Source organism: Chryseobacterium manosquense (assembly GCF_014623485.1).
Lineage (GTDB): Bacteria > Bacteroidota > Bacteroidia > Flavobacteriales > Weeksellaceae > Kaistella > Kaistella haifensis.
The window spans coordinates 1,249,849-1,264,981 of the sequence record NZ_CP060203.1 but is presented as its reverse complement, the minus strand read 5'-3'; the positions used below and the strand labels follow the sequence as shown (position 1 = coordinate 1,264,981).

General features: G+C 35.3%; 18 protein-coding genes, 1 tRNA gene and 1 pseudogene. 15 read left to right on the top strand and 5 right to left on the bottom strand.

Annotated elements, in window-relative coordinates:
• Nucleotides 1-157: 157 nt before the first annotated feature.
• Both H0S70_RS05890 and rbfA read right to left on the bottom strand, forming a co-directional pair.
• Complete coding sequence (locus H0S70_RS05890; RefSeq protein WP_188322037.1) at nt 158-1,369, bottom strand: ABC transporter permease; 1,212 nt, start codon at nt 1,367-1,369, stop codon at nt 158-160.
• Between the two features lie 30 nt (nt 1,370-1,399).
• The gene (gene rbfA, locus H0S70_RS05885) at nt 1,400-1,762 is read right to left on the bottom strand and encodes a 30S ribosome-binding factor RbfA (RefSeq protein ID WP_123905084.1); all 363 of its coding nucleotides are present in this window, start codon (nt 1,760-1,762) and stop codon (nt 1,400-1,402) included.
• Nucleotides 1,763-1,874: 112 nt separating this feature from the next.
• Between rbfA and mce the strand changes: the two genes are divergently transcribed.
• From mce to H0S70_RS05830, 11 genes are all read left to right on the top strand, one after another.
• Entirely contained in the window at nt 1,875-2,273 is a 399-nt protein-coding gene (gene mce, locus H0S70_RS05880; RefSeq protein ID WP_123248085.1) for a methylmalonyl-CoA epimerase, read from the top strand.
• A gap of 75 nt (nt 2,274-2,348) precedes the next feature.
• Nucleotides 2,349-2,422 (top strand) — tRNA-Ile (locus H0S70_RS05875).
• A gap of 123 nt (nt 2,423-2,545) precedes the next feature.
• Nucleotides 2,546-3,457 (top strand): hypothetical protein, encoded by a 912-nt coding sequence (locus H0S70_RS05870; protein ID WP_188322036.1) that lies wholly within the window; start codon nt 2,546-2,548, stop codon nt 3,455-3,457.
• Between the two features lie 256 nt (nt 3,458-3,713).
• Entirely contained in the window at nt 3,714-4,055 is a 342-nt protein-coding gene (locus H0S70_RS05865; RefSeq protein ID WP_078704759.1) for a helix-turn-helix domain-containing protein, read from the top strand.
• Complete coding sequence (locus H0S70_RS05860; protein ID WP_188322035.1) at nt 4,043-5,230, top strand: VapE domain-containing protein; 1,188 nt, start codon at nt 4,043-4,045, stop codon at nt 5,228-5,230. The genes H0S70_RS05865 and H0S70_RS05860 overlap by 13 nt, the downstream gene beginning before the upstream one ends.
• A 273-nt stretch (nt 5,231-5,503) precedes the next feature.
• The gene (locus H0S70_RS05855) at nt 5,504-6,427 is read left to right on the top strand and encodes a toprim domain-containing protein (protein ID WP_188322034.1); all 924 of its coding nucleotides are present in this window, start codon (nt 5,504-5,506) and stop codon (nt 6,425-6,427) included.
• 237 nt (nt 6,428-6,664) lie between these two features.
• Nucleotides 6,665-7,138: a plasmid mobilization protein gene (locus tag H0S70_RS05850; RefSeq protein WP_188322033.1), complete on the top strand. Its 474-nt coding sequence runs from the start codon at nt 6,665-6,667 to the stop codon at nt 7,136-7,138.
• Nucleotides 7,131-8,042 (top strand): relaxase/mobilization nuclease domain-containing protein, encoded by a 912-nt coding sequence (locus H0S70_RS05845; RefSeq protein WP_188322032.1) that lies wholly within the window; start codon nt 7,131-7,133, stop codon nt 8,040-8,042. The genes H0S70_RS05850 and H0S70_RS05845 overlap by 8 nt, the downstream gene beginning before the upstream one ends.
• Before the next feature lies 1 nt (nt 8,043).
• Nucleotides 8,044-8,385, top strand: coding sequence for a hypothetical protein (locus H0S70_RS05840; protein ID WP_188322031.1), 342 nt, complete (start codon nt 8,044-8,046; stop codon nt 8,383-8,385).
• A gap of 965 nt (nt 8,386-9,350) precedes the next feature.
• Entirely contained in the window at nt 9,351-9,929 is a 579-nt protein-coding gene (locus tag H0S70_RS05835; RefSeq protein WP_188322030.1) for a hypothetical protein, read from the top strand.
• 36 nt (nt 9,930-9,965) lie between these two features.
• Nucleotides 9,966-11,180: a PD-(D/E)XK nuclease family protein gene (locus H0S70_RS05830; RefSeq protein ID WP_188322029.1), complete on the top strand. Its 1,215-nt coding sequence runs from the start codon at nt 9,966-9,968 to the stop codon at nt 11,178-11,180.
• Nucleotides 11,181-11,195: 15 nt separating this feature from the next.
• Here H0S70_RS05830 and H0S70_RS05825 read toward each other — a convergent pair whose 3' ends face one another.
• Nucleotides 11,196-11,738: a WG repeat-containing protein gene (locus H0S70_RS05825; RefSeq protein WP_188322028.1), complete on the bottom strand. Its 543-nt coding sequence runs from the start codon at nt 11,736-11,738 to the stop codon at nt 11,196-11,198.
• A 99-nt stretch (nt 11,739-11,837) separates the two neighbouring features.
• Between H0S70_RS05825 and H0S70_RS05820 the strand changes: the two genes are divergently transcribed.
• The 4 genes and pseudogenes from H0S70_RS05820 (at nt 11,838) to H0S70_RS05805 (ending at nt 13,348) form a co-directional block, all read left to right on the top strand.
• The gene (locus H0S70_RS05820) at nt 11,838-12,083 is read left to right on the top strand and encodes a hypothetical protein (RefSeq protein WP_188322027.1); all 246 of its coding nucleotides are present in this window, start codon (nt 11,838-11,840) and stop codon (nt 12,081-12,083) included.
• A gap of 41 nt (nt 12,084-12,124) precedes the next feature.
• Nucleotides 12,125-12,682, top strand: a pseudogene (locus H0S70_RS05815) (metallophosphatase domain-containing protein); the annotation flags it as partial.
• Between the two features lie 78 nt (nt 12,683-12,760).
• Entirely contained in the window at nt 12,761-13,054 is a 294-nt protein-coding gene (locus H0S70_RS05810; RefSeq protein ID WP_188322194.1) for a cyclic-phosphate processing receiver domain-containing protein, read from the top strand.
• Between the two features lie 63 nt (nt 13,055-13,117).
• The gene (locus tag H0S70_RS05805) at nt 13,118-13,348 is read left to right on the top strand and encodes a beta propeller repeat protein (RefSeq protein WP_188322026.1); all 231 of its coding nucleotides are present in this window, start codon (nt 13,118-13,120) and stop codon (nt 13,346-13,348) included.
• Between the two features lie 11 nt (nt 13,349-13,359).
• Here the strand turns inward: H0S70_RS05805 and H0S70_RS05800 are convergent, their stop codons facing one another.
• Together H0S70_RS05800 and H0S70_RS05795 are read right to left on the bottom strand one after the other, a co-directional pair.
• Nucleotides 13,360-14,259: a WG repeat-containing protein gene (locus tag H0S70_RS05800; RefSeq protein ID WP_188322025.1), complete on the bottom strand. Its 900-nt coding sequence runs from the start codon at nt 14,257-14,259 to the stop codon at nt 13,360-13,362.
• A 7-nt stretch (nt 14,260-14,266) separates the two neighbouring features.
• Nucleotides 14,267-14,911, bottom strand: a complete 645-nt coding sequence (locus H0S70_RS05795) for a uracil-DNA glycosylase family protein (RefSeq protein WP_188322024.1) — start codon at nt 14,909-14,911, stop codon at nt 14,267-14,269.
• Nucleotides 14,912-15,133: the final 222 nt, after the last annotated feature.

Genomic DNA, 15,133 nt, shown 5'->3' with positions numbered 1-15,133 from the left:
AAATCTTTAGATTCTATTTATAAGGAATTCATAATTATTTAATTTAATCCTTTTTAAAGACTATTGGTAAAGGCAAATTGAATTATGAAACGGAATCTATCTTTAGTTTATACTAAAAATTAAAGAAGTCAGATAAAAGAAACCGACGCAAAAATTCTTAATTATTAGAAAAATAAGAACGGTTTATTTTCGAGAAAAACCACGAAATTCCGAAACCAAACAATGCAGCAGTTCCGCTTACAATAAGGTAATTGATGAATTTTATCCGAACCGGGAAAGCCAAATCGGTGTTGGCTCCTGCCTTGAAAAATCCGGTGCTAATTTGAAGATAACTCACCGCTGTGCCGATGATTAAACCGCTAAAAATACCGAATAACACGATTAAAACTCCGGTGTAGAAGTAAATATTTCTTAATGAATTCAAATTCATTCCCAAAGAAATCAGCGATTTTGCCTGCTCCTTTTTGTCGAGTTGAAGAATAATAATTGCACCTGCCAAATTGAAAGTCGTAATGAAAATTACCAGCGCGAAAATCAGATAAATAAACAGTTTCTCAGTATTGATCATCTTCCAGAAAGCAGCATTTTCTTCAGCTTTTGTTTTCAGATCGTATTGGTTTCCTAATAATTTTTGAAGATTTTGCTTTACCAAATCTGCGTTTTCCGGATTATTAAGTTTAATCACAATTTGGTAGGCGGATTTTTTTGGCAAATCCAGCAATTCCCAAGTAAGTTCGATCGGTGAGATAATCATATTGTCGAGCTGATCATTTCCTGGGAAAACTCCCGATGGAAAAATCTCTCTTTTATTGAAAATATCTTCTTCTTTGCTGATAAGGCCGGTTCCCGGTTTGGGCATCATTAAAGTTGCGAATTCGGAGCCTTCACCGATCGGAATGGCAAGTCGGTTATCGAGTTTATTTTCAATGAGAACTTCATTGGAATATTTGAAACTCGGATAGCTACCGTAGAAAATATTTTTATGAATGGGATTTACCAAGATATAAGCCGAATCCACCCCTCTCAAATTCGCAATGTCGCCATTTTCCCGGAAATTGATGTATACTTTTTCTTCAATGACTTTAGAGAAATGCTGAATTTCTTTTTCGCTCTGAAGAATTTTCGTGACTTTATCAAGGTCAGGAATTGTTTTTCCTTGTTTACTTTTTACGGTAAGATCCGCATGAAGATTCGCAATAAGATCCTGGTTGAGATCCTCGAGTCCCGAAAAAACCGAAATAATGATAAACATCGCCGTCACCGCAACCATCATCGCCAAAGCAGCAAGCCAAGTGATAAAGGTAACTGCAGTACTTCCTTTTTTGGCAAGCAAGTACCGGGTTGCGATGTAGAATGCGGTGTTTTTCAAAACAGGAAATTTTATCGGAAAATATTTTGATTAAAGAATCGGATTATCGCCTTCGCCTCTCAGCTCTTTTTCAATTTTTTCTACATCATCCAGCGTGGTGTCCAAATAGAAATTGATTTCCGGAATAATTCTCACTTGTTTTCCCATTTTCTGCCCCATGAAATTTCGGTACTGCGCCTTATTTTCATTAATTTCCTTCATGATCTGCGTGCGGAATTCTTGCGGGAAAATGCTTAAATAAATTTTTGCAATACTCAAATCACGAGTTATTTTTACATCCGATACCGTTACCAGAAACGTTTGTTTACTTTCTGAAGCCTGCTTGCGGAAAAATTCTGCGAAATCTTCCTGTATGATTTGTGCTACTTTTCTTTGTCTGTTGCTTTCGTTCATGGCGCAAATTTACTATTTTTGTTTGAATTAAAAACCCATGTATGAAGACCTGATCTGCAATATTTGTAAGGTTTTTTGCTAAATTCATTAAATAATATCATTATTCTTTAATATGAAAATAGAACATCTCGGCATCGCTGTAAAATCCCTCGAAACTTCTGATCACCTTTTTGCTCGGCTTTTAGGAAAAGAAAATTACAAAAAAGAATCGGTAGAAAGGGAAGGGGTTACTACTTCTTTTTATGAGTTAGGAGATAGCAAAATAGAACTTTTGGAAGCGACTAATCCCGATAGTCCTATTGCAAAATTTATTGATAAAAAAGGCGAAGGGATTCATCATATAGCATTTGGGGTGGATAATATCTTCGATGAGATTGAAAGATTAAAAAAAGAAGGCTTCCAATTCATCTCCGAGGAACCAAAAGATGGTGCGGATAATAAGCTGGTGGTTTTTTTGCATCCAAAATCTACCAATGGTGTTTTGGTAGAATTATGTCAAGAAAAGTTGTGAAAATTTTTGATTCTATAGAAAAAAGTTTATTTTTGCACCTCGTAAAAACGCAGGGAATTCGTTTCCGAAGTTTTTGGCCTTGTAACTCAGTTGGTTAGAGTAGCTGACTCATAATCAGCAAGTCCTTGGTTCGAGCCCAAGCTGGGCCACTCTGAAAATCAGACACTTACGAAATTTTGTAAGTGTCTTTTTTTATTTTTGACGAACATTTGACGAACATTTTAAATTTATTTTATTGCTATATTAGTGCTGTTATTTTGTATAGAAACTAAATGGATAGTATATATCTTGTCGCTTATACCACGATACTAATTTTCACAATACTCATTCCGAGCTTTCTTCTTGGCCGGATCTGGTTCGCTGTAAGCCCATTTGTCATCAATTATTATCGTTCAGAGAAAGCCAGTTGGTATAACAGTTGGAACACAGACCGTTTTTTAATAGTGGTGTCGGGCGTGGCGATATCCGTTTTACTTTCATTCTTCTGGGGCGTAAAGATACTGAGGCAGATACGGGAGGTGGAGCCGGACTTTGTTGAAGTCTTTTTCTATATCGTTATACAGATCATTATTTTGGTATTGCTTGAGGCAAAAATGGATCACCCCGGAAAACCTCTGAAAGCGTTTCGAGAATTTCAAAGGAAGAGATATGACGAACGCTTTGTTTTCTTGGAGAAGCAAAATGCTGCCGATACGGTTACCCATCATGCTGCCGAATTGAAAAAAGAAATTCAGCATACTAAGGAAAGCCTAGCAGGAGAGATACAGATTCATAAGGATATCAGCACCGAGATTCATTTATTGGCTGACGAAAATAACCGATTGCTGAAAACCTCGGACTTTCCATTTGAGTTAAGGAACACGACAAATTTGAATATATCTAACCTTATGACGGAGTATTTTATAAGTGAGGAATCTAGACAGCCGCTAGAGGATTTTCTGCTAAGAAAAAGAAAGAATGGCAAGATTGTTTTTACAAAAATTGCACGAAACGGCGTGAGTATTCAACCTATCCTTGACTTCTTCTCCCGATATACCGACCTGATTGAAAATTGCAAGGCAGAAAAATATTCTCAGGCGGAGACTGCCGAAATCATAAACGAAACAGCTTCTGCCCTGACACGGAAGGGAGAACTAGAAAACCAGCCCATAAATTCTAAAAATTTGTCGAAATATCTTTCTTGATGTCTTTTTTAGTAGGAATATGGGTGTTTTCAATTTGTCAGATAAATATTTTAGATTAATCATTTTATTGTAAATCAATTATTTAAATGCGATTTATTATCGTTTTAAAAATTAAATTTCATAATATATTATAAAACAAAACCTCCTATTGAACGCACATTTCTTTAGGTTGTTTTATTTTACAAAAAACTTTTTAAGTCGCTTTTAGGCGGCTTTTTCTTTGGGAAATATCTTGGCCTCAACAAAATTCAACGAAATGAAAGACCAAGAAAGACTAGCTGCGCTAGAAAGCCAAATGTCCACCTTGGTAAACTCGCAAAAAGAGTTTACCTCCAAGGCGCTACAGATGCTCGCCCTCGGAACCAAGAACATCTATTCTAAGGAAGAGGCCGCGCTGTTCCTCAACCTGGATCCGGACTATCTCTACCAACTCAAACACCACGGCAAACTGAAGGCCTACAAAAAGAAGGGGCAAAAGAAAATTTACTTTCGCAAAGAAGACCTGGAAGCTTATCTTCTGGGGGATAATGTGGAGGAAATACAAAATGATGACTACGATGCATTCGAGCAGGAAATTCTGGAGCGATGGAAGAAATAACCAACAAGCCGGCTGAAGAGCAAAAAATCCCAGTACTTTACCAAACCGCTTCCGAGACCACTACCATTTTCGATATGGTGATCAAGTATCTGGAAAGCAAGTATGACCTTCGCTTTAACGCCATCGCCCTGGAGATAGAAATATCGCTAAAGGGAAAGGAGGGCTGGACAGAGCTGAACATCAACTCCCTGCTGATAGAACTCGTACAGGCAGGGATGCAAATCACCATGCAGAAGTTGGAGATTCTCGTCCGGAGCCACCTGATAAAGAGATACAACCCGATAGCGGAATACTTTGAAAAACTCACCCGCTGGGACGGCGAAGACCATATTCGGAAGCTGGCGGGATTTGTCCGGACCAACGACAGCGAAGCGTTCCGCTACCATCTCGAGAAGTGGCTGACCCGCGCCGTGCTCTGCGCCCTGAAGAAAGACTATGTCAACAAGCAGTGCCTCGTGCTGGCAAGTTCCAAACAGAACACGGGCAAAACCACCTTCCTGCGGTTCCTCATCCCAGACGGGCTCAGGGATTATTATTCCGAAAATGTCACAGTGGACAAGGACGGCATCATCGCCATCTGCAAAAACTTTATCCTCAATGCCGACGAGCTGGCCGTCCTGTCCAAATCGGATGTCAACACGCTGAAATCCTTCATCTCGATGGGCGGCGCGAAAGTAAGGGTTCCGTATGGGAGAAAGCCGGAGAACATGGATAGGATATGTTCCTTTGTTGCCTCCACCAACAGAACAGATTTCCTTACCGACGAGACAGGAAGCGTAAGGTGGCTGGTTTTCGAAGTTTTAAACATTGATTTCGCCTATGTGGAGGAAATAGAAATAGACAAGGTATGGGCGCAGGCGTACCACAATGCTTTTGAAAGAAAAAATTACCAACCGGAAATGACTCTCTCGGACATAGAGGCCAACGAGCTGAGGAACGAGCAGTTTTCCCAGCTTTCACTGGAGCAGGAAATCGTTTCCGCTCACTTCGAGAAATCGAAGGACATCAAGGACTTTCTTACGGCGACGGACATCGTTGTGGCAATGAACAACGCCCTGAATTTAAGATTGAACAACATCAAGGTCGGAAAGGCGCTCACCAGGCTCAAGTATGAAAGAATCAAGCATCCGAAACTCCAGGTGTACGGCTACCTGATCCGAAGAAAGATTGACTGAAAGAAAGTTTAAATCCTTGACATTCAATTTATCCTACCTACTTACCTAAGTGGACTTACATAACTCATTTTCAAATTTTTATCAAGGTAATAAAATAGCTAAGACTTTACCTAAACTACCATAGTTAAAGAAGGGATCCAATTAACAGGTAACAACAAGGTAAGTCATAAAATGATATAACTAACTGATATTCAATATTTAGGTAGGCAGGTATGGAAAAACGGTAAAAACATAACTGGATATAAAAAAAATAAACTTTAAAAAACACAAAAAATGAACTGCAAACAAGCGAACGAGAATATCAGCATCAAAGAAGTAATGGAAAGTTTTTCTCTATTCCCAAGCAAAGAACATCCGAAAACAGCCTATTATTATGCTATCAATCGACAAGAACGAACGCCAAGTTTATTAGTGAATTATGTGCAAAATATTGCCTTCGATTTTGGCACTGGAAAACAATACGATGTCGTGTCGATAGTTCAGGAGCTCAAACAATGCACTGTATCCGATGCTCTTGAATATCTTGAAAAATTTGATTTTTCTTTTCAAAAGCAGAAGGGAAATTTAAACAATCCAAAAGAAGAAACTAAATCTTATCAAATATTAGAAGTAAAAGAAGTGTCACATCCAGCGTTGATTGAATATTTAAAATATAGAAAACTCGAATCTCAAAAATCTGAACTTCAGGAAATTCATTACGAAATGAATGGGAAGAACTATTTCGGATTAGGATTCAAAAACGATTCGGGAGGCTACGAAATCCGCAGCAGTTTTTCCAAAATCTGTCTTGGAAAAAAGGATATCACCACGATAAAAAATAATTCTGAAAACCTCAAGGTTTTCGAGGGATTTACCGATTACCTCTCCCTTAAAATTTTAGAACCGGAAAAGACACCTTCCGACTATCTAATTCTGAACTCTGTCGCCATGGTTCACAAGGCATCCGGGCTTTTTGGAAATTATAAATGTGTCGAAATGTACTTGGATAACGACCGCGCCGGCGAACAGTGCAGGGATTCAATTTCGAAAATATTCCCGGAGGCAGATGACCGGTCGAATGAATATTTCCCTCATCAAGATCTGAATGATTTCCTGATATCACAGGAAGAAAAGACACTTGAATATAAGCTTGAAAAAAATCAAACAGCCATCCACGAGTCCGAGGAAAACCGGAATATTTACAGGAGAAAAAGATGAAGATTCATACAAGCCGGCCTGCGCAAAATAAGCACAGGTGGAATGCTCTAAAAAGGCTGGGTAAAAACTTGCCATGTGTCTAGTGCAAAAAGTACCCAATGTTTACAACAAGCGTGGGGCTTGTCGTAAAAATCGGGCTTTTTGGTTTCCTCCTGTCGTCGGAAACACTTGTTTGGAAATGGAATTCAAGCCAGTAATTTATAATCATAAAAAAATTAAACACAAAATAAACACAAGATGAAAAATGACTTTTTAAAACAGTTTGTCAGGCAGATTTCCGAGCAGCAAATTGCAAAGGTTGCAGAAGAAAAAAGAAAGAACCGGTTCCGAGAAATTGGTCGAAAGGGAGGTTTGAAAAAGAAGACGGCGAACCAATTTTCGAGCGTGATTTCGACAAGATTGACACAAAAGGAATTTGAAAAAGTTTCAAGAAAAGCGGATAGATTCAATCTCAAACTTTCAGAATATTATCGATTAGTAATCACCGAAAAAGAACTAAAGATTAAAGAATTCGAAACCGATAAAATTTTGCTCGACTACGGAAATAATTTCATCAGAATCAAAAATTTACTGAGACATCGAGAATTTTCAAAACTAGACCAGACCAAAGTAATTTTAAGCCAAATTGAAATTGTGACGAAATTAATCTACGATTATCTCTACAATAAAATGAATACTGCAACAGAAGATAATTTACAAGAAGATGAATAACAGTGCAACGACTAGACGAATTTCCAAAATCGCTGTCGAATATAATGGAAACGACAAAGGAACTGCGGAAATGATTTACAGCAATAATCTTTTGAGCGAGGATTCCGAACTACAGTTCAAAGAAATGAAAACGGTCGCCAGCAGAAATATGAATGTGAAAAATTGGGCATTAACAGGATATGTTTCTCCGGAGAAATCGATTGGTGATAAATTGTCGAATGAAGAACTGACCGATTTGGCATTAAAGGCATTAAGGAAAGTCGGGGTTACTGATGATAATCAAATCCGTTTGGATATTCATTCTTCCACGAAGCAAAAACACATTCATTTCATCGTAAACCGAGTGAACACTTTTGGCGAAAACACGATTACAGCACATAAAATCGGAGAAGATTTTGGAAAAGCAGTCCGAGAAGTCTGTCAGGAACTGAACTTGAAAACAGACATCGAGATTGGAAGCGAGAAAAAGCGGTTGATGTATAATGCTTTAACGAACTCGCTAAAATATGCTAAAAACTTCGACGATCTTGTAATGAAAATGCATTTAAAGGGTTATCGAGTAACACTTTCACAAAATGTGAAAGACGGAATTTCGGGAATGCGAATTGTGCGATATGAAGACATCAACCACCAAACTGAGCGACAATATAAACCCGGCTACAAACTTTCAGAAATCACCAACAAACTGAAAATTGCAGGTATCAAAACGACTTTAAACTCCAACTTTGAAAGAGCTGAACATATTCAAACCTTGCTAGAACAAATGAGGGAAAGTGAAGAAACAAAAATTTCGAAGACTTCTGTTTCCAAAGAGATTGGAAAAACAGTCGATGAATTTTTAAAACCAACTTACACCGCTGTCGACGACGAATTATTAAAACGCAAAAAACGAAAGTTTAGATAAAATGGAAAATCAAAACACACAACAGAACGATATTTATGAACTGCTGAAAAAGGTGGTTGAAAGTAATGAAGAAAACATTCAAACCCAAAATCAGGCGAAATTAACTTATTTGGAAGTCAAAAAATTAATTCAATCATTTCAAGAGAAAATTCCCGAAAATGTTGAATTGCAATTCGATGAATATTCATCAAAACTATTTCAAGATTTAAAGAGATTGTTGCAGGAATTTAAGCATTGTGTTCAATTGCAGAAATTTTTTTTCTCTGTAAGCATCGGTGTTTTGGTTTTAGTAGCAATCATTGTGTTTAATACAAGTTATTTTTCTTTAAAATGGTATTCTTGATATTTTCAGTTTTTGAAGATATTGTTTCCGCCACATTCTCTTGAATTACAGGGTGAGTTATCATCTGTTTTGATGCGCCCTTTTTACTTTCACAACTGAAAAGCAAAAAAAGAATAAGAAAAGTAAAGTAAAATTTCATAAACGACAGATAACAAAATCTTTACCAAAAAATTTTATGTTGTTATCGTCGCAGGTTAAATACAAGTTCTTTTCAAAAATCACTTTCGCAATTCCTATTGAATAGAAGGATTTATGAAAGTGTTCGAAAACCGGGGAAACAAACTCGCAGAAAAATGGTGCTTTACAACAGAGTCAAGATACGAGAACCGAGATGCAAGACGGAATGGTAACAAGCGGCTGCAAAGACAGTGGTATGGAATGCTGAAAGAAAATGCTTTGCTTGGGAATTTTCAGCACGCGCCACAAACACACTACAAATGTTTGCCTATGAAACTGAAGTGTTTTTGGAATGTGGTGAAAATATGGCGGCTGCCGAAAGTATTTTCTTCAGTATGGAATACGACTGTGTGCGGTGACGAAAGCGACTGTATTGCCACTAAACTTTTCCTCTGAAAAAAAGCAATACAGTGGCTGAAGGAACTGGCTAAATCCCTAAACTCTCTGCACCATTTTTCTGCATCCTTGAAAGGGTGGCGGGGAATTGTTGGTTTTGAATTGGAGGACTAACCGTGTAAATTATAACTGCACTGGCGGCTGGAAGGCGTTGGCGCAAAAGGGCTTCGCCCGTTGCAAGGAAAGCATTTTACATAATCTCAAATTATGGGCAATGATGCGGTTGGTTTTGCACGTAAGGGAGCCTGCGGACTGGAGGGCAACGTTTTGCGACGGCAATTTGACCATAATTTCGATTATGTAACTTGCTGTGGCAGAGCGGTGGTTACATTCAAAATTTTAAATGTCATCTTCTGTCGGTATACGACATTATTTTTGAGAAAAATTTAAGTATGAGCAGAAAAAAAATTCAAAGTTTGCATGAACTGGTAAAGGACAAAACGATTCAAATTATTTATGATAAAATTAATTCGGTTTATTTATCAGAATACAAACAAAAAATATGGAATGACGTTGAGCATTATTATTCTTTAGTTCTGCATTATGCTAATGAAAGAGAAGATCAGAAAATTTTCTATGGCAGAATTATTTTACAGGAAAATAAAAGTGTTTTTCAAATGACACTCGATGATTACTGCTTTTTAACCCATTTTATTTTTATATCCGCTTTAATCAATGAAATAAAAAAGAGAGGTTTAACTGTCCAAAATTTACATCAAATTTTCAACGACATTTTGAAGTTTGAAACACAATACCGCGTAAACATTAATGCAAAAAGCAATCAATTTTTTAGAGATTATATTGTTGACCGAATCGAAATTAAAAATGCAGAACCTGTAAATCCGGCTTCAACATTTATCAAGGAAATATTTGATTTTTTCAGCAAAAAACTAAAAAGTGAAACCGACGTGTCTTTAAAGAACATATTACAAACGCATATTAACGGTGAACTTGAAGTTAATTATCATTAGAAAAATTATATTTCTAAATTTATCAAAAATTATTTCATGGAAATTGATCATCTTATACAGCACTATCAGGAAATCATTAAATGTTATGAGGAAAACCAGAAAACTGAAGCTAAAGACTTCAATGTGTTTGACTTTATGAGCGAGATTTTTGGACTTGGTGAAACTAAACACAGCAGAATTATTGCTTTTTTACTTAATCCTGATGCACCACATGGGCAGGGTAAATTGTTTCTCAATTTGTTTCTGGAAAGGTTAGAATTAAAAAACTATGAAGATGACCACTGGAAAGTTTATGCAGAAAAAGGAAACGCAGATGTGCTAATACAGTCCACCTACCCAATAAGAAAAACAATAATTATAGAGAACAAATCAAACTGGGCAGAAGACCAAAGTAATCAACTTTACAGGTATTGGCATGACCATATTTATCTATTCCACAATCGAGACTGTATAAAATCACGAGATAAGACTATCAACAGAATCATTTACCTTTCGCCCCACGAAAACAAATATTATGAAGAGCATTCTTTATGTAAGCCTGAAAAAGGTTACGAAGAATGTCCTGAAAAAAAAGTACCAATTAAAATTGACAATTGGTTCTTTAGAAGTGAATTTAGAGATTGGCTGTACGAATGCTTAAAAAATCTTGACGAACATTCACAAAAAATTTCATTATTCATCACAGATTATATTAATTATTGGGAAGCAACTAACTTTAAACATGAAACTATTATGAACGGATTAGAAGAACATTTTACAAACAAACAAACGTGGACCGATTTAAAAGAAATACTTTCAAAAAAACAGCAGACGAAAATAAATTGGATCGAAAATTTTAAGGCAAAATTAAAATTTCTTTCAGAAAGTTCAGGTTGGAAATTTTATCAACAAAACTATGGTGATTTCAGAATTTATCCTTCTGATAATTGGGGAATCTGCTTTGTGTATGAATATGAAAAGGGATTAAGTATTTGGAAAGAAGGAATTACCATTGAGCAAAAAGAAAAAATCAAAGAGGATTTAATCGGAAGCATTTCAGATTTTCATTTCATAGACAATGAATTCCATAATAACACAACCTATGTAATGGTCTTTAACCAAAATGAAGAACTTATGTTTAAAGACGAAGAAGAATTTGCCTGGGAAGCAAACAACACCAATTTGTTTGATACAATAGCAAATATTCTTAAACCTCATCTAAACGAAGAAACTAGAAAAATGTTCCTCGAAATTAATAATAAATTGGAATAAAATTTTTAAGACAAGTTACAGTCTAAGCCACTCTTTCAGTGGCTTTTTGTTTTTCAAAATCTGTTGAATTACAACAGAAAAAGTTGGAGCATCACCACAGGAAAATGGGATAATAAAATTTTCATTTTTATCAATTACTGCAAACTCATTTCCTTTTGAAATTAAAAAATAGTTCATTCCTAAATAAGCACCTGCACCGTATTGGGCCTCAATCACAAAATTTCCTTTGCGATTGCAGAAGCCAAAAGCAGTGCCATCGATACTTACATTGGCAAAATCTAAAATAAAAGTATCTACAAATTTGAAAGCATAGTGGCCAACGGTATGGTTTTCCATATTATAAAGCCTCCAATGTTCATTCAATCTACCCCAAAAGTGGTTTCTGAAAGCAGGTTTTATTTCATCAAACATACCCTTTGTTATAACATTAAAAAATTCGTCAGTGATAACAAATTTTTTATCTTTTTCAACAATGAAAAAGCCGTGGTATAGTAACTTACCCAATTTTCTGTAGTAAATTTCTTCATCTCTAAAAACTTCAATTTTAAAATCTTCCATTTTTTTTCTTACAAAGTAAGATGTTCAATCAGACAAAACAGGACATTCTACCAAAAGACTTAATTTGTCTTTTTCCTATATTAATTTTACAGAAAAAAAATGGGACAAGTAGTTTTATTTAAAAACAAAATCATCAAAATTAACCAGGCCAATACTAAGGAAATATTATTGTACAACAAAAGGACAAAAGAATGGAAGAAAATTTATTCATTTGAAAGACATATCCATAATATCGGTTCGGGTCCACACTGGATGATTGCCTACACAGAAAAAGGATTTTTCTTTTCTGAAGATGCCAAAAAATTTATCTCCTATAATGAATTTACAAAGCAAAACACAAAATGATTAAACCGAATTTTTTATAATTTTGAAATTAACTTAAGAAAATGAAAATCCTCTTCCTTTCCGATACCCATTCCCAACACCGCAAACTGAAAAATTTGCCGGAAGCAGATATGGTGATTCACGCCGGTGATGCTTCTAAAACGGGTAGAGACCACGAAGTTGAAGATTTTATGAGATGGTTCAGCGCTTTAGATTACAAATACAAAGTTTTTATAGCGGGGAATCACGATTTTTTCTTTGAAAATGAAACCACAAAAAGCATCGCAAGATTTTTAAATGGAAATACATTCTATTTATTTAATTCTACTATTGAAATAGAAGGTTTAAAAATTTGGGGTTCACCATTCACTCCAACTTTTTTTAACTGGGCGTTTAATCTTGACAGAGGAAAAGATATTCAACAAGTTTGGAACGAAATTCCAAATGATACCGATATTTTGGTAACACACGGTCCACCTCTTGGTATTTTAGACCGAACTGCAGACCAACTGAATGTTGGCTGTGAAAATCTGCTGAAAAAAGTCAAAAAGATTAAACCAAAATATCATTTGTTTGGTCATATTCACGAAGGATATGGAATATTGAATACCGATAAAACAACTTTCATTAACGGCAGTTTGCTTAATGAACATTATCAACTTGTCAATCAACCTGTTCTCTTTGAGTTTTCAATAAATATTCAATCAAAAAGACTTTATTTGGATGATTTAAGACCAACACCGGAAGGTTTTGAACGCGTTTATGATTTTAAAGAATTTGTAAATTACATCTCACAAAATGGGCTTCCTGACTTCATCAGTTTTGACCACGATTTGGGTGAAGGGAAAACCGGTCTCGACTGTGCCAAGTTTTTGGTAGAATACTGCCTGGATAACCAAATTCATAAAATTAATTTCCAAGTTCACAGTCAGAATCCTGTTGGTAAGGAAAATATTGAATTTCTTCTTAAAAATTTCAACAAAAACCATTAGAAAGACTTCTTTTGTCTCCTTCATAGGATATATTTGAGGAATTTAATTTTCAAAAAAATTGAAATGCCCCTAATTGTTTCCATTGGTTTAAGACTGATTCAAATTTCTAAAAGTACTCCATTTATCCTTGAAATTTCTTATAATGCAGGGATTTCGTGGGAAATAAAATTTCCCGGCTCTAATGAAGTTGGGGAATTTATTGATATCTTCAGGCGTGGTGAGACGATATTTGCAACTACGACAAAAGGCAGGTTCAGATCGGTAGATGCAGGACAAAACTGGATGCAGATTTAGTTTCGAAAGAATTAATTTTCCCAAATCAGTTGCTGACATCTTGAATGAAAATTATTATCTCTTTCCTCCTGTGTTAACGGTGGTGAAAATGGAATTTTATTACCATTGCGGTCTGCAATAAAGCACAATTCATCGGAATCCGTTTCAGGATATTCCCAATAATTCAATGCAATTTTTGCTCTGCCATTTTGCGGGTTAAACTCGCGGATTACCATATCTGAAATAAACGGAAAGAGTTCATTACCCTCAATATCAATAATGCCGAAAATAATTTTTTGGTAATCTTTTGTAAAATGTTTAAAATAATCTGAATAATAAATACCCTCATATTCCAATTGTACTTTATCGAAGAAAACATCCACTGTTTTTCCCGCGCAGTAATTTTCTCCTACAAACTCCAGATGGTCCCATTTGAAATCTATTATGATGTTTTCTTGATAGTCGATAAGACCGTATTTGTTATTTTTTGAGGCAATAATATATTTATCATTGAAACTAAAAATATCATCGTATTCCAATGGTAAAATCGTATTTCTGTGGATGTCCATCATTTCCCACTTTCCGTTAAGTGCAACGACTACTTTTGGATTCTTGGCTGATAAATCCCCAAAGAGTTGATCGTAGATAAATGGAAAAACCTCATAATTTTTACGGTCAAAAATTCCAAGTTTCCCTTCCTTTTTTGCAATACAATAGCCGTTTTCGAAAAATGGATACTGAATCATTTCATAATCATCCGGAATGACAAGATAACCTTCCTGATTAACAAAACCCCACCCATTATCAGTGCAAACCCAACCATAACCTTCTTCATCAAATTCGGTCACTTCTTCCCATTTAGTAGGATGAAACCCTCTTTCTTCGTAATCTCCTGCCAAATCGTTGGCTTCCCAAGGGTGGATTTTTTTCATTTTAAATCTAATTTATGAGTGAGTGAATTCTTGACACATAATCCTCCTTTTTCACATTTCGATAAGCAGGGTGATTTAGTCTGGCTCCAATGTTAAAATTAAGACGACCTTCATCATTTAATTTTTTCAAATCCCACGCAACCCATTTGCTTAAAGGAATTATTACTTCAGGCTGAATAGTTTTCATTTCATTAATGAAGTTTTCAAATAAAATTTGCTGGATATCTGGATTAACCTGATAGTAATTCATATTGTTTTTATTATTTGAATTTTGAAATCCAACACACGAAATATTAGTAACATAAATATTTTCATAAAAATTATGACAGCCAAATTCTTCAATCACACTATATATAAAACTTCCTGATTTTTCAAAATCATCTTTTTTCAATTCAGGAAGAATCTTAGATAAAGATCTAAAATCCAAAAAGGAAACACCTGTTTTTCCTGCACCTTTTCTCCCCGGATTAATTCCGCACAAGACAATTTTAGGTGTATTGGGTTCTACAAACTTTTTATAGAATTCACGTATATAAAATTCATTATCTAAAAAATCTGTTAATATTGAGATATTGTTATTTGCAAGTTCTTCTTTATGATTTTCAACGAATGTCCTGCTAAAATTAATATAGTTGTCAACAAGTGTCCTCATTAAATTATTTTTCACAAAGATAACCTATTAAAAAGACAAATAAAGTCGCTGAAAGAAGATTTATGAATGACTTCTTTTGGCTGATACTGCTAATATTTTTACGGTTTAAAATTAATTTATGGAATTACTGAAAAAAATTAGAGAACGGTATTTTGAGGAAGTAACTGAAGATAATGAAACAGAAAAAATTATAATTAGAAAGAAGTTTTTAAGATTTTTTGG